Raw genomic sequence first — 21271 nt, forward strand, 5'->3', positions numbered from 1 at the left:
TAACTAAAAATTTTAGGAGGCGGGAATATGAATATTAGAGAGAGTGAATTACCGGGCATTGGATGTAAATTTGAAGTAATTACAAAAGGTAATGAAAAAATGGTTATCGTTATTCATGATGATGGTCGAAGAGAAATGTATCATTTTGATGTGGATCACGATGAGAGTGTTTCAAGCATTTCTCTTCGTGATTCTGAAGCGAGACAAATTGCAGCTATATTAGGCGGAATGGTATATAGACCGCAAGCGTTAGACACAATTGAGATGGCTTTTGAAGGATTATCGATTGAATGGTTTAAGGTGGAGAATCATGCACCAGTCGTACAAAAAACAATTGGTAGCTTACATGTCAGAAAAACATATAACGTAACGATTATTGCTATTTTGAAAAAGAATATGAAGAAATTCTTTAATCCAGGTCCAGACTCTATTATTGAAGCTGGCGATATGCTCGTGTTGTCGGGTGAAAGACATGAAGTGAAAAAAATTATTAATGAATTGCTTTCAGCAGGAGGTGATTCCTAATCGATGGATACTTTAGTCTTTGAAGTTGGAACTGCGTTAGTATTAGTCGCTTTTGCAGCTATTCTCGCTGCAAAGTTAAAGTTCTCGATTATTCCGTTTCTCATTATACTCGGTATGCTAGTAGGACCTCATGCTCCGGATTTAGGGCTTATCGATTTAAGATTTATTGAAAGCGGAGAAGTTATTTCCTTCCTCGGCCGTATTGGCGTCATATTCCTCCTATTCTATTTAGGTTTAGAATTCTCAATAAAAAAATTAATTAAATCAGGAAAGTCGATTGCTTTTGGGGGAACCGTTCATATATCACTTAATTTTATATTAGGTTTACTTTACGGATATATAATGGGTTTCCCCTTATTAGAAACATTAATCATTGCTGGAATCATAACAATTTCATCAAGTGCAATTGTTGCAAAGGTAATTGTTGATTTAAGAAGATCTGGTAATAAAGAGACTGAACTTATTTTAGGGATTATTATGTTCGATGATATCTTTTTAGCTGTATATTTGTCAGTCGTTTCAGGGTTAGTACTCGGTGGTGCAACATCATTTGTAGGTGCTCTTACATCGGTATTAATTGCAGTAGGGTATATGCTGCTATTTTTTGTAATCGCTAGAAAAGCTACACCGTTTCTAAATAAAGTATTAGATATTTCATCAAATGAAATTTTTATTATCGTAATATTCGCTATTTTATTCTTTGTAGCAGGATTTTCAGAAACGATTCATGTTGCTGAGGCAATTGGAGCGTTATTGTTAGGACTCGTCTTTTCTGAAACAGAGCATAGTGATCGCATCGAGCACCTCGTCGTTCCATTTCGTGATTTCTTTGGAGCTATATTCTTTTTTAGCTTCGGTTTAAGTATAGATCCGTTTTCACTTGGTGGAGCAGTGTGGTTGGCTTTAGGAGCAGTTCTTATTACACTTATCGGTAATTTTACAGCCGGAATGATGGCGGGACGTAAAGCGGGCTTATCGCATAAGGCTTCCACAAATATTGGATTAACCCTCGTATCGCGCGGAGAATTCTCCATTATTGTAGCCAATATCGGCATAGCGGGCGGCTTAATGGCAGCGATTAAACCGTTCTCTGCACTGTACGTTTTAATATTAGCATCGTTAGGTCCATTATTAACGAAAGAGTCTGGGAGAATATACTCTCTATTAGATAAGATATTTAAATGGAGTGCTAAAGAACGTGCGAAGCGAGAAAAAGAAGTTGGATAGTATAAATAAGGGGAGGCTGCGTAAACTTCATGCAGTCTCCCTTTATTTATATACTGTTACTAATGTCGTTTTTTGTTGGTAAGTCGATATATCTTAATAATCGCCGATATATTTTCAAGCAGCAATCAGTATAATTTCATTTACCAACACCCCATTATCTGAATTTCATCAACTATTAATCAGTTGCCTTCCTATTTAAAAACGACTACAATTTTACTGTTATAGATGAACGAAAAAATAGAATAGGAGGGGAGACTATGCCAAGGAAAGTATGGCTATTAGTAGCTGGGATGATTATTAATGTCACGGGTGCTTCTTTTTTATGGCCTTTTAATACAATTTATTTGCATGATCACCTAGGAAAATCTTTATCTGTGGCCGGAATGGTATTAATGATCAACTCGCTTACTGGTGTAATCGGAAACTTGCTCGGCGGTGTTTTATTTGATAAATGGGGCGGTTATAAATCAACTTTAGTAGGGATTGTCATTACACTCGTATCGATTTTAGGTCTTGTGTTCTTCCACGGTTGGCCGTTATATGTTGTATGGCTAGCGTTAATCGGATTCGGTTCTGGAATGGTCTTCCCATCGATGTATGCGATGGTTGGTACGGTTTGGCCAGAGGGCGGAAGGCGAGCATTTAATGCAATGTATGTTGGACAAAACGTTGGTATTGCGATCGGAACAGCGTGTGGTGGATTAGTTGCATCGTATCGTTTTGATTATATTTTCTTAGCGAACTTTATTTTATACTTTGTATTCTTCTTAATTGCTTTTATCGGATTCCGTGGTATGGAAGACAAAAAAGAGTCAGGAGTGCAAAAAGAAGTCGAAACGGAAAAAGGCTGGTCACTTACACCAGGATTCAAAGCACTTCTTATCGTGTGTGTAGCATATGCTTTATGCTGGGTTACATACGTACAGTGGCAAGGGGCAATTGCAACGCATATGCAAGAATTAAACATTAGCCTTCGTCACTACAGTTTATTATGGACGATAAACGGAGCGATGATCGTTTGTGCGCAGCCATTAGTTAGTATGTTAATTCGCTGGATGAAGCGTTCTTTAAAACAGCAAATTATGATTGGAATCGTCATTTTTGCGGCGTCATTTATTGTGTTAAGTCAAGCGCAGCAATTTACGATGTTCCTCGTTGCGATGGTAACATTAACAATTGGTGAGTTATTCGTATGGCCGGCAGTTCCGACCATTGCAAATATACTTGCGCCAAAAGATAAACTTGGATTTTATCAAGGCGTTGTAAATAGCGCAGCGACTGTAGGGAAAATGTTCGGACCGGTCGTTGGCGGGGCAATTGTTGATTTATACAATATGGAAGTATTGTTTATAGCAATCATGGTAATGCTTGTAGTAGCGATTATTGCAACGAGCATTTATGATAAACGAGTAAAAGTAGAAGAAACAGTTGAAGAAAAAATTGCAGTTTAGTTTGACGGAACATGTAACATGTTTTAGAATATATTTAAATAAAACAACCTTTTGAACAAGGGAGATAGCTCGGCTGTCCTAAGACGAATTCGTTAGTTATTTAGAGTAACGATTAACCGAGAAGCCCCGCTTTAAGTAAGCTCTTTAGAGATACGAGGCGGAAGGTAGTTCACATTCACTCATATGTGTAATAACAGTGAGAAGGAGTAGTAGTAATAGAAGCTGGTTTAGAGAGTTGACGGTCGGTGCAAGTCAATCCACGTTTCGTTATGAACTCGCCTTTGAGTTGCAGTTGTGAAACTAATAGTAGCAATTGCCGTTAATCCACGTTACGGATCTAAGCGAATGTATATTTGTACATTAATTTAGGGTGGTACCGCGGGAATCTATAACCTCTCGTCCCTTTCTAGGGATGAGAGGTTTTTTGTATTTTGGGCGGTGAAAATAAATAGAATTTCAAGGAGGGTATCTCATGAGCTTTAATCATCAAGAAATTGAGAAGAAGTGGCAAGGGTACTGGGAAGAGAATAAAACATTCCGTACGCCAGATGAGACAGAAAAACCAAAATTTTATGCACTAGATATGTTCCCATATCCATCAGGTGCAGGCCTACACGTAGGACATCCAGAAGGTTATACAGCGACGGATATTCTATCTCGTATGAAGCGTATGCAAGGATATAACGTTCTTCATCCAATGGGATGGGATGCATTCGGTCTTCCAGCAGAACAATATGCACTTGATACTGGAAACAGCCCAGCTGAATTTACAGAGCATAATATTAATACGTTCCGTAACCAAATTAAATCATTAGGTTTCTCTTACGATTGGGACCGTGAAGTAAATACAACAGATCCAAACTACTACAAGTGGACACAATGGATTTTCCTAAAATTATTTGAAAAAGGCTTAGCTTACGTTGATGAAGTACCTGTAAACTGGTGTCCAGCACTTGGTACAGTACTTGCAAACGAAGAAATTATTGACGGTAAGAGTGAGCGCGGCGGACATCCAGTTGAGCGTCGTCCGATGAGACAGTGGATGTTAAAAATTACAGCTTACGGAGATCGTCTATTAGAAGATCTAGATGAGCTTGATTGGCCAGAAAGCTTAAAAGATATGCAACGTAACTGGATCGGTCGTTCTGAAGGTGCAGAAGTACACTTCAACATCGACGGTACAGACGAGAAATTCACAGTTTTCACAACGCGTCCTGATACATTATTCGGTGCAACATACTGTGTACTTGCTCCGGAACATGCACTTGTTGCAGAAATTACAACAGTGGAACAAAAAGAAGCGGTAGAAGCTTACATTAACGCTGTAAAAATGAAGAGTGACCTAGAGCGTACAGAACTTGCGAAAGAAAAAACTGGTGTATTCACTGGTGCTTACGCAGTTAACCCAGTAAACGGTGAGAAATTACCAATCTGGATCGCTGATTACGTTCTGGCAACTTACGGAACAGGTGCTGTTATGGCAGTTCCAGCTCATGATGAGCGTGACTATGAATTCGCATCAGTATTCAATCTTCCAATGAAGGAAGTTGTAAAAGGCGGAGACATTACGAAAGAAGTGTACACAGGTGATGGTGCACACGTAAACTCAGCATTCCTTGATGGATTAAATAAAGAAGAAGCAATCGCGAAAATGATTGAATGGCTTGAAGTAACGAGCGCAGGAAATCAAAAAGTAACGTACCGTCTACGTGACTGGTTATTTAGCCGTCAACGTTACTGGGGTGAGCCAATTCCAGTTATTCACTGGGAAGATGGCACCATGACAGCTGTGAAAGAAGAGGAGTTACCATTAGTTCTTCCGAAAACAGAAAACATCCGTCCTTCAGGTACAGGTGAATCACCACTTGCTAACATTGACGAGTGGGTAAATGTTGTTGACCCTGAAACTGGTAAAAAAGGTCGTCGTGAAACGAACACAATGCCACAATGGGCTGGTAGCTGCTGGTATTACTTACGTTACATCGATCCAAACAACAGCGAAGCACTTGTAGATCCTGAAAAAGTAAAACAATGGCTTCCAGTTGATATTTATATCGGCGGAGCGGAGCACGCTGTACTTCACTTACTATATGCTCGTTTCTGGCATAAAGTATTATACGATATCGGTGTAGTTCCAACGAAAGAGCCGTTCCAACAATTATTCAACCAAGGTATGATTCTAGGTGAAAACAACGAGAAAATGAGCAAATCAAAAGGTAACGTTGTAAACCCTGATGATATCGTAGCAAGCCATGGTGCAGATACACTTCGTCTATACGAAATGTTCATGGGACCATTAGATGCTTCAATTGCTTGGTCTGAAAATGGTCTTGACGGAGCTCGTCGTTTCCTAGATCGCGTATGGCGTCTATTCGTTCAAGATAACGGTGAACTAAGTGAGAAAATTACTGATGCACCAAATAAAGAGCTTGAAAAAGCTTATCACCAAACAGTGAAGAAAGTGACAGAAGACTATGCAGAGCTTCGCTTCAACACAGCGATTTCTCAAATGATGGTATTCATTAACGATGCATACAAAGCTGAAACACTTCCAAAAGAATATGTAGAAGGTTTCGTAAAAATGATTGCACCAGTTGCACCTCATATCGGGGAAGAAATATGGAGCAAACTTGGATATAATGAAACAATCACATATGCAAGCTGGCCAACATTTGATGAGTCTAAACTTGTAGAAGATGAAGTTGAAATCGTTGTTCAAGTTATGGGGAAAGTTCGCGCAAAACTAACAATGAGTAAAGACGCATCAAAAGAAGAAATGGAACAACTGGCACTTGAAGCAATTCAAGACCAAATTGAAGGGAAAACAGTTCGTAAAGTAATTGTTGTTCCTGGAAAACTTGTTAACGTTGTTGCAAACTAATGAATAAAAGAAAAGCTCAGAGCGTTTATGCTCTGAGCTTTTTTGTGTAGAAAATAATCTCTGGATCACCTTCATCTAAGTTTTCAATCATTCCACTGCGTATAAAACCATTCGTATTAAATACTTTCTGCATACTTTCATTCGATTTGTTCGTTGAAGAAAAGATTTTTTGAGTAGGAGAATGACTTAACATATATGAAATTAACGAGCTTGCATAGCCTTGCCTTCTTTTAGTTGGCGAAACAATGATTAATGAGAGGAAAGTACAACCAAAGAAACTTGTATCGTATGTTAGAAAACCGGAAATAGAATTATCTTCTTTTACAATGACGCATCTGCCTTCATCAATAGTGTGCTTAATATAATCTCGCCTACTATCGTTTCCGATTACATCAATATCTATATGTAAGATTGAATCTAAATCATCAATAGAAGCCTTTGTTACGTTTTTCAATAGAAATACCTCCTAAAAAAATATTCAGTTAATTAATTTTAGCATGAAAGAAGAAAAAGGAGCGGAATTCTAGTGCAGACAAACACCTATTTTTCTATGGGAAATATGATAAAAAAGGTAGGCTAAATTGAGTAGAAGAGGTGAAAGGAATGAAAGGGATGGACAATAATGCACCACATGGCTTCTTCGGAGGTGGATCGGGTAGTTATGAACAAATGATGTTAATGGGAGGAGCTGGCCAACAAGGATACGGTGGAATTCCGAGCTGGATGGATGGATCAGCAGGAGGGTTCCCAACATCGGTAGCTGGCATGCAAACTGGAATGCCTACATCAATGGGAGGCTTTTCGACATCAGGAGTTGGAATGCCTACAGTAACAGGAGGGTTTCCGACATCAGTAGCTGGCGTACAGACAGGATTTCCGTTACCGGGAGTAGGTGTTGTAGCTGGAGGAATAGGTGGGTATCCGCAAGTTGTTCACGGACATCACGGACATCACCACCATCAAGGCCAACAAGGTCATCATGGACACCACCAACAAGGTCACCACGGACATCACGGACATCACCACCATCAAGGCCAACAAGGTCATCATGGACACCACCATCAAGGTCACCACGGACATCACGGACATCACCACCATCAAGGCCAACAAGGTCATCATGGACACCATCACCAAGGTCACCATGGTCATCAAGGTCAACACGGTCATCACCACCATCAAGGCCATCATGGTCAACAAGTACATCACCACGGACATCATCACATTCATCCGCAAGCTGTTCTTTATCAAATGCACCAAGGCCACCACGGTCAGCACGGCCATCATGGTCAGCACGGCCATCATGGTCAGCACGGCCATCATGGTCAGCACGATCAACATGGTCAGCACGGTCAACATGGACACCACGGTCATCAAGGCCAACATGGTCACCAGGGCCAGCAGGGTCAACAACACCAACAATATCAGCAATATCAACAACAGCAACAATCTTCTCCTTGGGCAGGTGGAATTGGAGCGGGAGCAGCAGGAGCAGCGGCAGGAGCGGCTAGCATTAGTGGAGCAGCAGGGCACGCGGGACACGTGGGTCATTAATGAACCAAATGAAAAAAGACATAATAAAAAACTGCCAGGAAATCCTAGCAGTTTTTTTCAGCTTCTTTGCGTTGACGCTCGATTTCAGCACGAAGTTGTGGCTCTGGTGCTTGCCAGCCTTCTGGTTTGAGAATTTTGCCATCGCCTTCACGGAATCGAGGTTTCCCATCAGGGAATAGTTTTGCCATATTTGCGTTATTTACAATTTCGAATCCTTTATCAGGACGTACGCCCATTTCAGCAAACGTTCCGAATGCAAAGTAAATAAGGTCAATTAGTGCATCATATTGATCTTCAACAGTCGTTGCTTCTAGAAATTCTTCTAGCTCTTCTTGCATAAAACTTGCACGGATTTTTGCACGCTCTTCTGTTAGTTTTGTTGGAGTATTTGTCACAGGATGTCCGAACTCTTCATGCATTTTTGCAACAAGTTCATATCCTTTATCTAAACCTTTTTCGTTTGTCATGTTGTTTCATCCTTTCTCGCTTTGTCCGAATCTCATTGTAACATAGGGTGATTATGAAATGAAAAGGGACTGTTCAAAAGTTTCATCTTTTAGTTCAGATAGCGATAGTGAAAGATTATATCGATTTAACGACAAAACCTGTTAAAAAAAGAAAGCCATCCCGAAATACTTTTGGGACGGCCCTGCTCGTTATTTTTCTTCTTTTATTAAAATGGATAAAATAAGATCGATGCCAAACATACCAACGAGCAACATTGGTATAACGACAAGTAAATAACGTGTGAAGGAAACATTTTTTAAGTATGTATGAGCAAATAAAAAGACGCCGAGAAATAAAATACCATTTAAAATAGGCTTTACTAATTTTTTAGACATAAGCTCCCCCATAAATATCTTCTCTCTCTATCTAAAATAAAAACTCCTCTTTCCGTTGTATCATGCTGGAGAGAGGAGTTCAATCATTTCTCATTCAATCACACCAGAATTTGTAATATTTACGGTGTATTTTATATGAACCGGAACATCTTTATACATTTGTCTCCATTCTTCTAATTTGAATGGGCGATAATGTTGCTTATACTTTGCACCTAGCCCGAGAGGATCGACGCCTAAAGATTTAAGGTGCTTAATTAACTTAGCAGCTTGTTTATTTAATTGTTTTTGGACATCTTTTTCAATGTTTTTTGTGTTCTTGTTATTTTCTAAGTTAATTTGTTTTGATAGTTCTTGAATACGTGCATCAAGACGAACGTTAATGAAAAAGGAAGGCTTCCCGTTTTTAATTTTTATATCGTAAGTTGGAACAGAACGAATATTATTAATCATTACGTACGCGGAATCTGTTTTAAATTCATGTGAATCTAATTTATGTTTCTCTAATAGTCCTTTAAATATGAACATATCTTTTTCCGCAATTTTACCGATATATTTATCCTTTTTAAAAAGGCCAATCCCGGTAATTTTTATTTTATCACCATGCTTTTTTAGAATGGGAATATAGTAGTCTTTTCCTTCTTGATAATAGCGAAATGCTCCTATATGTAGATTATCCGCTGGTAAAGGTCCGGTCTCCATATTATGTTCTAGCAATTTTTTTATATAAATTGCAACGTTGTATGAAGTCGAATATTTTCCTTTTAAAAGTTCAGTACCATTCCCATCTAATAAAGCAGCATATAAAGCGTTCCCTATATTCACATCTCGTAGTAATGTATCGAATGAAGTAGACATTCCTGTTTTGGCAAGTCTTATCGTATATAGAGCAACACGCATTTGTCCGCTAGCAAATGGTTGGGAAGACTCTAAAGATGTGTTTGCTTTTACTTGTTTTACCGCATTTGCGGTACCTTCAAAAACTTGAACTTTATTTCCTTTTTTCTGAATGGGACAAACGAATGTTACTTTTACTTTATTATCCTTTGCAACGTCAAATACAGTTCCTTGAATAAGCTGTACATCATCAATAATATTTTTTTGTAAACATCCAGTTAGACTGAAGAATGTTATACAAGAAATAAGTATTAATTTGCTTGTGCTTTTGATTTTTTCCATTTTCTTTTCACCCACACAATAATAAATAGAATTGGGACGTATACATAAATGAGCCAAAAACTAACTTTTGATGCATTACTAATAAAGTTATTAATATCATGTCTGTTTGTTAAAAGTTGTGAAACAATGAGAGTGATAAGGATAAAAGCGATTAAAACACCTCTTTGTTTTACACGGAATATTTCGTGAGTGCCTCTCATTGCCGCCCATAACGGAAGGATAAAACTTGTAATAATAACGAGTGCATAGCCTGAAATCGCAATATATTCTAGCCTTTCTATGAATGGTAATTGAATGACTTGGGTCATAGAAAGTTGTGACCATATTGTTTTTAATAATTGTTTTTCACTAAAAAAAGTAAAGGCTAAAAGGGTACTAAATAAATATAGAAGATTTGAAAATAGTGCTCCGTATTGAGCGTATTTATGAGATTGCATAGGCTTTTTTACAAAAGGATAAACCATGAGGTAAACTTCAAAGCCTGTCATACTGTATATTGACACATTGGCGGCATTTAAAATATCTGAAAAAGAATGTGTGAATATAGGGAGTAAATTATCCCAATGTGAGTATTTCAAAACAAATAGGCTGAGAAGTAAATACCCAAGTGTACCACCAACAGATATAACACAAATACCAGTAATGACACGAAAGCCAGAAGAAATAATGTAATAACTAACTAAGCATAAAAAGATTGTTAACATAAAGGTGGAAGCGGTAGGGAACATCCATACTTGAATAATTTCAACGTATGTTCGAATGACGGAAATACTGACGATTAGAAAATAAGCCATAAAGATGATACTAATACCATTTCCCAGCCATTTTCCAAATGTTTGTCGATGTAAATCAATTAAGTTTCCATTTGTTTCTTTTAATAAGACATACATCATCCATATAAGAATATGGATACAGAGTCCTGTGATTACCACTCCCATCCAGCCGTCGTATCCAGCAGCTTTTGCAATAATTCGAGCGAATCCGAGAACACCAGCACCAAACTGTGCACTGTGAATTAAGAAGAAAACAAAGATAGGAGATATTTGATATTTCTCTTGAACTTTACTCATCAATGCACCTCATTCCTTAATCATCAAAATCCGATCTATGTTTTGTTGAAATCCCCTTTGCAGCTTTTTTTACATGTTGTGGCCTTGCTTGTACATCACGTGTATCAATCATTGTTAAAGGAAAGCGAATCCAAGAATCTTTAACAGATTGTTGTCTTGTTGGGTAGAACAAAGCGTACGGCTTGCGTAAGGAAGTAAGTCTAAATAGATGCGTAAATAAGAAGATAAATCCAAGAGAAATCCCGAAAAGTCCTCCTATTTCTGCAAATATGAGAAACGGGAAACGTAGTAATCGAACCGCATTACCCATTTTATAAATAGGTGTAATAAAGGAAGCGAGTGCTGATAAGGCAACGATAATTAATAAAATATTACTCGTTAAACCAGCTTGTACAGAGGCTTGCCCAATTACGATACCGCCTACAATACCGAGCGTTTGACCAACTTTCATCGGTAACCTCGCGCCAGCTTCTCTCAGTAAGTCGATTGCAAGTTCTAAAAAGAGTGCTTCAATTAAAGGGGGGAACGGTACTTGTGCCCTTGATAAAATCAAAGTTTCAAGTAAATCACTTGGAATAAGTTCATAATGATAATTTAAAACTGCAACGTATAACGGTGTAGCACAGATTGAAAATAGAACGGCGATTAGTCTTAAAATCCTTGAAAATGTAGCGTATAGCCAAGAGACATTATAGTCTTCTGGTGAAATGAAAAAATCGAAATAGGATACAGGTGTTAGTAAAACACTTGGAGAACCATCAACAAAAATAGCGATTTTCCCATCGATTAGTGCTTTTGTAACTCTATCAGTGCGTTCTGTATTGATATAGAGAGGAAAAATCGACTTTTCTCCCATTAATTCTTGTATATAAGCACTATCATTAATTTGATCATATTCAAGAGCGCGTAAAGACTCTTCTAGAAAATCTACATTATCCTTTTCGGCGAGGTTGTCTAAATACATCATGACAACTTTTGTTTTTGAAAACTCACCGATGATCATCTCTTTTGTCTGTAAATCTAAAACAGGAAGACGTTTTCGAACTAAATTAATATTTGTATCAATATCCTCTACAAAACCTTCTTGCGGACCAATAACAGTCGATTCGTTTAAAGGAGGAGTTGGCGCACGATAATTATCAATTGCAATGTTTGCGAGCATACACTTTTGATCGTGTTGATTTACTTGAACAATCGCATGCCCCTTTAAAACCATATCCTCAATTTTTTGTAAATCGTTCGTAATTGTAATGCCGCTCATCGGAATATGTTCTTTCAGCTCTTCTAGTGAAGCGTTAGGTCGTTCTAAAAGAGTAGGCATTAAATACTTTTGCAATTTCTCACCATCAAGCGAAGGTCGATAGTAAGAAATCCAATAAGGCATTGTTTCATCGTCAGATGTGTGATAATTAACAAAATCACTAGACTGTTTGAGCTTCTCGAGTAAATTTTGTAGAGAATGAATACGGTCTTTTTCTGGTTTTGTAAAATCATAAATACTATTATTTCCGGAGTGTTGCTGTTTATTTTGAGGTGAGTCGCCTTGTTTAGAGTGTTGTTGCTGATCTTGAGCCGAGTCATCTTGTTTAGAGCTTTGCTGTTTATGCTGATTTGAGTCATCTTGTTTAGAGCTTTGTTGTTTATCCTGAGCTGAGTTGCTTTGTTTAGAATCTTGCTGTTTATGCTGATTTGAGTCATCTTGTTTAGAGCTTTGCTGTTTGTGCTGATTTGAGTCATCTTGTTTAGAGCTTTGTTGTTTATCCTGAGCTGAGTTGCTTTGTTTAGAATCTTGCTGTTTATGCTGATTTGAGTCATCTTGTTTAGAGCTTTGCTGTTTATTCTGATTTGAGTCATCTTGTTTAGATTGTTGTTTTTTATCTTTGGCCGAGTTGTCTTGCTTGGAGTGTTGTTGTTTATCTTGAGATGAGTCATCCTGTTGAGATTGTTGCTGCTGATCCTGATCCTGGGAAGACTCCTTATGCTCTTCTTTTTGTTGCTCGACCTTGCTACCTTTATTATGTTTCATACTTCTAGTCTGTTTTTGGTTATCATCCTCTTGATTGCTAGGTTGTTGCTCGGAGTTGTCTGTTTCGTTTTTCTCTGTTGTATTTGATTCTTTTTTCTTACGTAGCCAATTCCAAATCATATGTATTCCCTCTTTAATTGTGTAATATAGTGCTATTTTGTGGCTAATTTTGTATATTATTCATTTATTTATGAAAAGAAGAAGGAGTTTGGTTTGCATAGAAAAAAACATGTAGTAAGCAGTTCATACTTATAACGGGAAGAGGGAGAGTCTGTGCAAATTGTAAAAAAGGAGAAGTTTATTTTAAAAGAATTTACGTTTGAAAATGGAAGGGAAATTCCTGTTCAAATGGGGTATGAGACGTATGGTACTTTAAATAGAGAAAGGTCAAATGCGATTTTGGTTTGTCATTATTTTAGTGCAACTAGTCATGCGGCAGGAAAATATACAGCGCATGATGAGGAGTCTGGTTGGTGGGATGGTTTAATTGGACCTGGAAAAGCAATTGATACAAATAAATACTTTGTTATATGCACTGATAATTTTTGTAATGTGCAAGTGAAGAACCCTTATGTAATTACAACGGGACCGAAATCGATTAATCCGGAAACTGGAGATGAGTATGCGATGGATTTTCCGGTTTTTACATTTCTTGATGTAGCTCGTATGCAATATGAGTTAATAAAAGATATGGGAATCGTAAGGCTACATGCTGTAATGGGACCGTCAGCTGGCGGGATGATTGCGCAGCAATGGGCTGTTCATTATCCTCATATGGTAGAGCGGATGATTGGTGTTATTACGAATCCGCAAAATCCAATTATTACGTCGGTAAATGTAGCGCAAAATGCAATTGAGGCTATCAGGTTGGATCCAAGTTGGAAGGGCGGAAAATATGGAGAAGAGCAGCCAATGAAGGGACTTCATTTAGCGAATAGAATGATGTTTATGAATGCATTTGATGAGCATTTTTATGAAACAACATTCCCTCGTAATAGTATAGAAGTAGGCCCTTATGAAAGGTTTTCTACATTAACATCATTTGAGAAAGAAATAAATAAAGTGACATATAAAAGTATAGAGTTAGTAGATGCAAATTCGTGGATGTACACTGCGAAAGCAGTTTTATTACATGATATTGCGCATGGATTTTCGTCTTTAGAAGAGGCATTGTCTAACATAGAAGCAAATGTACTTATGATTCCGTGCAAACAAGACCTGCTTCAGCCGTCACGTTATAATTATAAAATGGTAGACATGTTGCAAAAACAAGGAAAATATGCGGAAGTGTATGAGATAGAAAGTATAAATGGGCATATGGCGGGAGCGTTTGATATTCATTTATTTGAAAAGAAAGTTTATGAATTTTTAAATCGGAAAGTGTCTAGCCTTGTGTAGAAAATAAATGGTGTGAAAAAGGTGCGATGTATGTAGTAGGCACCTTTTTTTACATGATTTGTAGACGGAAAATATATGTGGCAATTGCTATACCGAAGAATGCGATACTAAGCAATAGAAATAAGAATGACATTTCTTGTGGTGATTTTATCTTTTTATTATTTTTCATACTAAGTGCAATAATTGCGGCGATTAAGAAAACGATGCCCATAATGAAAAGAAAAAGTGTCATTTTCATTGACTCCTCTCATAAAACAAGTATATTGAGGATACAATGCACGAGTTATGTTTGTAAAGAATAAGTTTTGCGAGAAAATTGAGAAATAAATTTTCCATTCTTTGCGTTCTTTCTTTCGCATGCTAAAATTGATTAGAAATGATTATGTAAAGAAGAAACTAAAGGTTTTATTGTATATAAGGAGGAACGACATATGACAGAAGTTAAAACAATTACTACAGAAGAAGTGCAAGAGCGTTTAGAAAATGGAGAAACTTTATTTTTAGTAGACGTAAGGGAAGATGAAGAAGTAGCGGCAGGCAAAATTCCAGAAGCTGTACATATTAAAATGGGCGATATCCCAAATAAAGTAGATTTCTTTGATAAAGAGAATGAATATATCTTTATTTGCCGTTCGGGAATGCGCAGTGAAAATGTATGCCATTATTTAAATGAGCAAGGATTTAAAACAGTGAACATGGTTGGCGGTATGCTTCAATATGAGGGAGAAACTAAATAAGTAGCTTGAAAAACTTGAAACGTGTTTGTTTCAAGTTTTTTTCTTTTGCATACAGTGTACAAAAGGGGGATAGGTAAATGGGGATTAACTTGCGGAAAGTAAAAATTATTAATAATACAGGGGCTGTTAATGTCGGGGATTGTTATGATATCTCACCTTTAGCTGTAGCAAAAATATATGCAGGTGCTGGAGGATCGAGTGCGGCTATTTTTTTAAATGGGAAAAGACAGCCAGAAGCGGTAATTAGGACATCAGTGTTCCTTCCGCCATTAGCAACGAGTACACGTACATTAGGTTCATAGAGGAAAGGTAGAGTGTGATTATGCCTGCTCGTATAAAAGAGTTTGTTATTGTGAATAACACTGGGAATATATTTACCGGTGATAATTTGAGTGATAATTCATTTACTGCTACGAAATCGTATAGTGGTTCTATGGGGTGTACTTGGATTGATGTTGTTACAGTAATAGGGACGGAGACAAAGCTTTGTTTACAGCCAGGTGATTCGGTGACGACAACATATACACGAGGTACTCCTGCTGGTACTGTAACAGGAACAAATATGGGGCAAGGTACAAATGTATCGGGTATAGCACAAGCCGTCCCAAATACAGATAATTTGGATTCAACTGCTGGACTCCCTTAAGGAATTAAGGGAGTTTTTATTATTTAAAATAAAAATAGTCTTTGAGATTATTTTTGTAAATACATATTAAGAAGAGGTTTGTAATGTAAAAAAGATGGTGTGTAGGTGGTGAAAATGTGAGAGAGCGCGATAATAAAAGGCAACAACATTCGTTAAACCCTAATTTTAGAATTTCACCAGAACTTATTGGGCCTACTTTTCCTCCAGTTCCAACTGGATTTACGGGTATAGGGATTACAGGCCCAACCGGTCCACAAGGTCCAACAGGCCCACAGGGACCAAGAGGATTACAAGGTACGATGGGGGAGATGGGCCCGACAGGACCTCAAGGTGTGCAAGGTATACAAGGACCGGTTGGACCAATAGGTGCAACGGGACCAGAAGGACAGCAGGGGCCACAAGGATTGAGAGGACCACAGGGAGAAACTGGAGCGACAGGATCTCAAGGCGTGCAAGGGTTGCAAGGGCCGATTGGTCCAACAGGAGCGACTGGGGCACAAGGAGTACAGGGGATACAAGGATTACAAGGTCCAATTGGTGCAACAGGACCTGAGGGACCTCAAGGGATTCAAGGTGTGCAAGGATTACCTGGAGCAACTGGTCCACAAGGGATACAAGGAGCGCAGGGGATGCAAGGCCCACAAGGACCGAGTGGAAATACGGGGACAACAGGAGCAACTGGTCAAGGTGTTACAGGCCCAACTGGAATAACAGGTCCAACAGGGATAACGGGTCCATCAGGAGGACCTCCTGGTCCGACGGGGCCAACTGGTGCGACAGGTCCGGGTGGTGGACCGAGTGGAAGTACAGGAGCGACGGGAAATACAGGGGCAACAGGAAGTACAGGGGTAACTGGAGCAGCGGGAACTACAGGTCCGACTGGAAGCACAGGAGCACAGGGCTTGCAAGGAATACAAGGGATTCAAGGGCCAATTGGACCAACGGGTCCAGAAGGTCCGCAAGGTATTCAAGGTATTCCTGGTCCGATGGGCGTAACTGGTGAACAAGGAATACAAGGAGTTCAGGGAATTCAAGGGATTACGGGAGCAACTGGAGATCAAGGCCTGCAAGGTATACAGGGACCTATAGGACCTCAAGGTGTAACAGGAGCAACCGGAGATCAAGGTCCACAAGGTATACAAGGGGTACCAGGTCCAACAGGAGCAACGGGACCACAAGGAGTTCAAGGGATACAAGGGCCGATGGGCGAGATAGGACCAACAGGACCAGAAGGACCAGAAGGGCTTCAAGGCCCACAAGGAATCCAAGGTGTGCCAGGACCAGCTGGAGCAACCGGTCCAGAGGGTCCGCAAGGTATACAGGGAATTCAAGGACCGATAGGAGCAACCGGTCCAGAAGGTCCACAAGGTATACAGGGGGCTATAGGACCCCAAGGTGAAACTGGAGCAACAGGAGCACAAGGAGCAACAGGAATTCAAGGTGTACAAGGGAACATAGGAGCAACCGGTCCAGAGGGTCCGCAAGGGGTTCAAGGTACTCAAGGGGAAATAGGTCCAACAGGTCCAATGGGAGCACAGGGAATTCAAGGTATTCAAGGAATCCAAGGTTCGACGGGAGCACAAGGAGTGCAGGGGCCACAGGGAATTCAAGGAATCCAAGGTCCAACAGGAGTAACAGGAGATACGGGCGTAACTGGAGCGACAGGGGAAGGAACTACAGGACCGACAGGAGTAACAGGTCCAACAGGGATAACAGGTCCTTCTGGAGGGCCTGCAGGACCGACTGGTCCCACGGGGCCATCAGGTCCGACGGGAGTGACAGGTCCATCTGGTGGGCCACCTGGACCAACAGGAGCAACCGGGGTGACAGGAGTAACTGGAGGTACCGGGGCGACGGGCTCAACAGGAGTGACAGGAGCGACAGGAGAAACGGGAGCAACCGGGGTTACGGGTTTACAAGGCCCACAAGGAATTCAAGGAGTGCAAGGGATCCAAGGTCCAACAGGCCCGCAAGGTGTTCAAGGACCCCAAGGGATACAAGGAGTAACTGGGGCGACAGGAGATCAAGGTCCACAGGGAATCCAAGGTCCACAAGGAATTCAAGGTCCAACGGGTCCCCAAGGAATTCAAGGAGATCAAGGACCCCAAGGGATCCAAGGTGTGACAGGGGCAACCGGAGCACAAGGTCCGCAGGGAATTCAGGGGATACAAGGTGTGCAAGGCCCGACTGGTCCACAAGGCCCAACCGGAATTCAAGGAGTTCAAGGTGAAATAGGTCCAACTGGTCCCCAAGGTGTGCAAGGATTGCAAGGTCCACAAGGTCCAACAGGGGACACTGGAGCAACCGGAGCACAAGGTCCCCAAGGAATTCAAGGTCCACAAGGCCCTGCGGGAGTAACAGGAGATACGGGGGCAACCGGAGCGACAGGCCCACAAGGAATTCAAGGGCCACAAGGAATCCAAGGTCCTACGGGAGTAACAGGTTCACAAGGCCCAACCGGAGCAACTGGTTCAACCGGTTCGCAAGGAATCCAAGGTCCAACAGGCCCAACTGGAGCTGGAGCAACTGGTGCCACAGGAGCAACGGGTGTGACCGGAGTTAGTACAACTGCAACGTATGCATTTGCGAATAATACATCAGGAACCGCTATTTCCGTTTTATTAGGCGGGACAAATGTACCGTTACCGAACAATCAAAATATTGGTCCAGGGATCACTGTTAATGGTACGAATACTGTATTCACAGTTGCGAACGCAGGGAATTATTATATAGCTTATACAATTAATATAACGGCAGCTTTACTCGTAAGTTCACGTATAACTGTAAATGGGGTTCAACTTGCAGGAACCGTTAATTCACCAGCAGTAGCTACAGGTTCGTTTAATGCGACAATCATTGCTAATTTGTCTGCTGGAGCTGCTGTTAGTCTGCAGTTATTTGGGTTACTTGCAGTAGCTACATTATCTACGACAACACCAGGAGCTACGCTAACTATTATTAGGTTAAGTTAATAGGGAGAAAACCTTGGGGCTTTTATGCCTCAAGGTTTTTTATCTCGTTATAAGTAGGGAGTCTAATTGGTTAGGAAAGTTTCACTTTATTCACTTGAGCAAAAACATCGCAGTTCGAAAATATATTATAATAGAATGAAAAGAGAGAAATTTGGCAGAAAGGGAGGGTGGCGATGCAGGAGATGGTTACAGATTTTTTTGGACGCCCACTTCAAGATTTGCGTATATCTGTCATTGATCGTTGCAATTTTAGATGTACATATTGTATGCCAGCGGAAGTGTTTGGGGCAGATTATGCTTTTTTGAAAGATGAGTTTTTACTGACGTTTGATGAAATTGAGCGTTTGGCAAAACTATTTGTTAGCATCGGTGTACGAAAAATTAGACTTACTGGTGGCGAGCCGCTGCTTCGTAAAGATTTAACAAAGCTTATTGCACGTCTTGTGAAAATTGACGGGCTGTTAGATATAGGGTTAACGACAAATGCGATTCATTTAACGAAACAAGCAAAAGTATTAAAAGAAGCTGGATTACATAGAGTAAATGTTAGTTTAGATGCAATAGATGACGATGTATTTAAGGACATTAATGGCCGAAATATTAATACGAAACCTGTTTTAAAGGGAATTATGGCTGCGAAAGAGGCCGGGCTTGATGTAAAGGTAAACATGGTTGTGAAAAAAGGGATGAACGATCATCAAGTACTTCCGATGGCTGCGTATTTTAAAGAGCAAGGAATCACGCTGAGGTTTATTGAGTTTATGGATGTTGGTAGTACAAATGGATGGAACTTTGATCAAGTAGTTACAAAGCGAGAGTTAATTGAGATGATTCATAGCGTGTATCCGCTTGAACCAGCTGAAGCACATTATTTCGGTGAAGTGGCGAAGCGATATCGTTACGTTGGAACAAATGTCGAAGTCGGTTTTATTACTTCTGTTTCTGAGTCATTTTGTTCTTCTTGTACGAGAGCTAGAATTTCGGCAGATGGAAAGTTTTATACTTGCTTATTTGCGACAGAAGGGTTGGATATAAGGGAACTTCTGAGAGGAAAGCTTTCGGATAATGAGTTACTAAGAGTTATACAAGATGTATGGATGAATAGAAAAGATAGATATTCGGATGAACGGACAGAAGAAAGTGCGAAAAATCGTCCGAAAATTGAAATGTCTTATATAGGAGGATAAGAAAGGGGGCTATCGTATGCAGGAGCGATATTCAAGACAAATATTATTTGCTGGTGTTGGAGAAGAAGGACAGAGAAAAATTAGAGAGAAGCATGTGCTTATTATTGGGGCTGGTGCTCTTGGTGCGGCAAATGCAGAAGCGATTGTTAGAGCAGGTGTTGGAAAAATAACAATTGCGGATCGTGATTATGTAGAATGGAGTAATTTACAAAGGCAACAATTATATACAGAAGAAGACGCGAAGCAGTATAAACCGAAGGCGGTAGCAGCGGCAGAGCATTTAAAAGCGATTAATTCTGAGGTGGAAATAAATCCGGTTGTAACTGATGTAACAGTGCAAGAAATGGAAGAGCTAGTGAATGATGTAGATTTAATATTAGATGCGACTGATAATTTTGAAACGCGTCTCCTTATTAATGATATTTCACAAAAGTATAATATTCCGTGGATATATGGTGGTTGCGTTGGAAGCTACGGAGTAACGTATACAATTTTACCAGGAAAAACACCGTGTTTTCGCTGTTTAATGGAGCATCCGGCGAGCGGAGCAACATGTGATACAGCGGGTATTATACAGCCGGCAGTACAATTAGTAGTTGCGCATCAAATAACGGAAGCGCTGAAAATATTAGTAGAAGACTACGGGGCGCTTCGCGAAACGATGTTATCGTTTGATCTTTGGAATAATCAACAGATGGCATTTAAAGTGAATAGGCAGAAAAAAGATACATGTCTATCTTGCGGAAGATTACGTACATATCCAAGTTTAACATTTGAAGCACAAACGAAAACAGAAGTGTTATGTGGCCGAAATACGGTACAAATCCGTCCAGGTGTGCGGAATGAGTTTAATTTAGAGGGAATTAAAAAGCGCTTACAAAGAAGTGTGGATGTGAAAGCTACTCCGTACTTATTATCATTTCCGGTAGAAGAGTTTCGTTTTGTTTTATTTACAGATGGCAGGGCGTTTATTCATGGGACGAATGATATAAATGTAGCAAAACGTTTATATGCAAGATATATAGGTTGAACCTAAAGAAACCCTTTAGGTTCAACAGAGAGAAGATTAAGACTTTCTCGCATAATCTCCACTTTTTCCACCTGTTTTTTCAAGTAAGTACGTTTCGCCAATAATCATACCTTTATCAACAGCTTTACACATATCGTAAACGGTAAGAGCGGTAGCTGAAGCGGCTGTTAAAGCTTCCATTTCAACACCGGTGCTACCTTCTGTTTTAACTTTTACTTCAATAAGTAATCGATATTGTTCTTCGGATTGTTTCCAATCGAAAGAAACGTCAACACCTTTTAATAATAAAGGATGGCACATTGGGATAATATCAGAAGTGCGTTTCGCAGCCATAATACCAGCGATTTGTGCAACTGCTAATACGTCACCTTTCCCGATTTCGTTGTGAGAGATTTTATCGTAAATTTCTTTTGTAACGACAATGCTAGAGCACGCAATTGCTGTTCGAACGGTTGCTTTTTTGTCGCTTATATCAACCATCTTCGCGCGTCCTTGGTCATTAAAGTGTGTGAATGAAGACATGGAATTCCTCCTTGAAGTAATTTCTATTTA

Annotated in this window: 20 protein-coding genes and 1 other annotated feature; of the genes, 12 read left to right on the forward strand and 8 right to left on the reverse strand. The window is 39.8% G+C overall.

All coding sequences use genetic code 11. The features are described from left to right. Nucleotides 1-27 precede the first annotated feature (27 nt). The 4 genes from VF726_RS06865 (at nt 28) to leuS (ending at nt 6084) form a co-directional block, all read left to right on the forward strand. Nucleotides 28-525 (forward strand): cation:proton antiporter regulatory subunit, encoded by a 498-nt coding sequence (locus VF726_RS06865; RefSeq protein WP_440166928.1) that lies wholly within the window; start codon nt 28-30, stop codon nt 523-525. A 3-nt stretch (nt 526-528) separates the two neighbouring features. Beyond that, nucleotides 529-1752, forward strand: a complete 1224-nt coding sequence (locus VF726_RS06870; protein WP_440166930.1) for a cation:proton antiporter — start codon at nt 529-531, stop codon at nt 1750-1752. 257 nt (nt 1753-2009) lie between these two features. Next, nucleotides 2010-3203 carry an MDR family MFS transporter gene (locus tag VF726_RS06875; RefSeq protein WP_440166932.1) on the forward strand — a complete coding sequence of 398 codons (1194 nt, stop codon included), beginning with the start codon at nt 2010-2012 and terminating at the stop codon, nt 3201-3203. A gap of 187 nt (nt 3204-3390) precedes the next feature. Beyond that, nucleotides 3391-3610: a binding site (T-box leader), on the forward strand. A gap of 65 nt (nt 3611-3675) precedes the next feature. Beyond that, a complete protein-coding gene (leuS, locus tag VF726_RS06880; protein WP_440166934.1) occupies nt 3676-6084 on the forward strand; it encodes a leucine--tRNA ligase in 2409 nt (802 codons plus the stop codon). 25 nt (nt 6085-6109) lie between these two features. On the opposite strand, the gene VF726_RS06885 is transcribed toward leuS, so the two are convergent. Then, a complete protein-coding gene (locus VF726_RS06885; protein WP_440166936.1) occupies nt 6110-6538 on the reverse strand; it encodes a GNAT family N-acetyltransferase in 429 nt (142 codons plus the stop codon). A gap of 149 nt (nt 6539-6687) precedes the next feature. Between VF726_RS06885 and VF726_RS06890 the strand changes: the two genes are divergently transcribed. Beyond that, a complete protein-coding gene (locus tag VF726_RS06890; RefSeq protein ID WP_440166938.1) occupies nt 6688-7635 on the forward strand; it encodes a hypothetical protein in 948 nt (315 codons plus the stop codon). 44 nt (nt 7636-7679) lie between these two features. On the opposite strand, the gene VF726_RS06895 is transcribed toward VF726_RS06890, so the two are convergent. The 5 genes from VF726_RS06895 to VF726_RS06915 all read right to left on the reverse strand — a co-directional run bounded on the left by VF726_RS06895 (nt 7680) and on the right by VF726_RS06915 (nt 12869). Further along, nucleotides 7680-8102: an HAD family hydrolase gene (locus VF726_RS06895; protein WP_048562049.1), complete on the reverse strand. Its 423-nt coding sequence runs from the start codon at nt 8100-8102 to the stop codon at nt 7680-7682. A 189-nt stretch (nt 8103-8291) separates the two neighbouring features. Next, nucleotides 8292-8477, reverse strand: coding sequence for a hypothetical protein (locus VF726_RS06900; protein ID WP_000038782.1), 186 nt, complete (start codon nt 8475-8477; stop codon nt 8292-8294). A 90-nt stretch (nt 8478-8567) separates the two neighbouring features. After that, a complete protein-coding gene (gerHC, locus tag VF726_RS06905; protein ID WP_440166941.1) occupies nt 8568-9653 on the reverse strand; it encodes a spore germination protein GerHC in 1086 nt (361 codons plus the stop codon). Continuing rightward, entirely contained in the window at nt 9623-10723 is a 1101-nt protein-coding gene (locus tag VF726_RS06910) for a spore germination protein (protein WP_440166943.1), read from the reverse strand. The genes gerHC and VF726_RS06910 overlap by 31 nt, the downstream gene beginning before the upstream one ends. Nucleotides 10724-10739: 16 nt before the next feature. Next, complete coding sequence (locus tag VF726_RS06915; protein WP_440166945.1) at nt 10740-12869, reverse strand: spore germination protein; 2130 nt, start codon at nt 12867-12869, stop codon at nt 10740-10742. A gap of 153 nt (nt 12870-13022) precedes the next feature. On the opposite strand from VF726_RS06915, the gene VF726_RS06920 reads away from it, so the two are divergent. Further along, nucleotides 13023-14147, forward strand: a complete 1125-nt coding sequence (locus VF726_RS06920) for a homoserine O-succinyltransferase (protein ID WP_440166947.1) — start codon at nt 13023-13025, stop codon at nt 14145-14147. Between the two features lie 49 nt (nt 14148-14196). Here the strand turns inward: VF726_RS06920 and VF726_RS06925 are convergent, their stop codons facing one another. Further along, the gene (locus tag VF726_RS06925; protein WP_440166949.1) at nt 14197-14379 is read right to left on the reverse strand and encodes a hypothetical protein; all 183 of its coding nucleotides are present in this window, start codon (nt 14377-14379) and stop codon (nt 14197-14199) included. A 199-nt stretch (nt 14380-14578) separates the two neighbouring features. Here VF726_RS06925 and VF726_RS06930 point away from each other — a divergent pair, with 199 nt between their 5' ends. From VF726_RS06930 to VF726_RS06955, 6 genes are all read left to right on the forward strand, one after another. Next, nucleotides 14579-14884: a rhodanese-like domain-containing protein gene (locus tag VF726_RS06930; protein ID WP_000141212.1), complete on the forward strand. Its 306-nt coding sequence runs from the start codon at nt 14579-14581 to the stop codon at nt 14882-14884. A gap of 77 nt (nt 14885-14961) precedes the next feature. Beyond that, nucleotides 14962-15186, forward strand: a complete 225-nt coding sequence (locus VF726_RS06935; RefSeq protein WP_000512461.1) for a spore germination protein — start codon at nt 14962-14964, stop codon at nt 15184-15186. A 20-nt stretch (nt 15187-15206) separates the two neighbouring features. Beyond that, entirely contained in the window at nt 15207-15530 is a 324-nt protein-coding gene (locus VF726_RS06940; RefSeq protein ID WP_440166952.1) for a hypothetical protein, read from the forward strand. Between the two features lie 116 nt (nt 15531-15646). Then, nucleotides 15647-18502: a BclA-related collagen-like exosporium protein gene (locus VF726_RS06945; RefSeq protein WP_440166954.1), complete on the forward strand. Its 2856-nt coding sequence runs from the start codon at nt 15647-15649 to the stop codon at nt 18500-18502. Nucleotides 18503-18675: 173 nt separating this feature from the next. Continuing rightward, nucleotides 18676-19689, forward strand: a complete 1014-nt coding sequence (gene moaA, locus VF726_RS06950; RefSeq protein ID WP_440166956.1) for a GTP 3',8-cyclase MoaA — start codon at nt 18676-18678, stop codon at nt 19687-19689. 16 nt (nt 19690-19705) lie between these two features. Then, nucleotides 19706-20719 (forward strand): molybdopterin-synthase adenylyltransferase MoeB, encoded by a 1014-nt coding sequence (locus VF726_RS06955; protein ID WP_440166958.1) that lies wholly within the window; start codon nt 19706-19708, stop codon nt 20717-20719. A 36-nt stretch (nt 20720-20755) separates the two neighbouring features. On the opposite strand, the gene moaC is transcribed toward VF726_RS06955, so the two are convergent. Beyond that, nucleotides 20756-21241: a cyclic pyranopterin monophosphate synthase MoaC gene (gene moaC / locus VF726_RS06960; RefSeq protein ID WP_000094145.1), complete on the reverse strand. Its 486-nt coding sequence runs from the start codon at nt 21239-21241 to the stop codon at nt 20756-20758. Nucleotides 21242-21271 lie beyond the last annotated feature (30 nt).

Origin of the sequence: Bacillus sp. Brlt_9, from assembly GCF_051948935.1 — a bacterium.
Lineage (GTDB): Bacteria > Bacillota > Bacilli > Bacillales > Bacillaceae_G > Bacillus_A.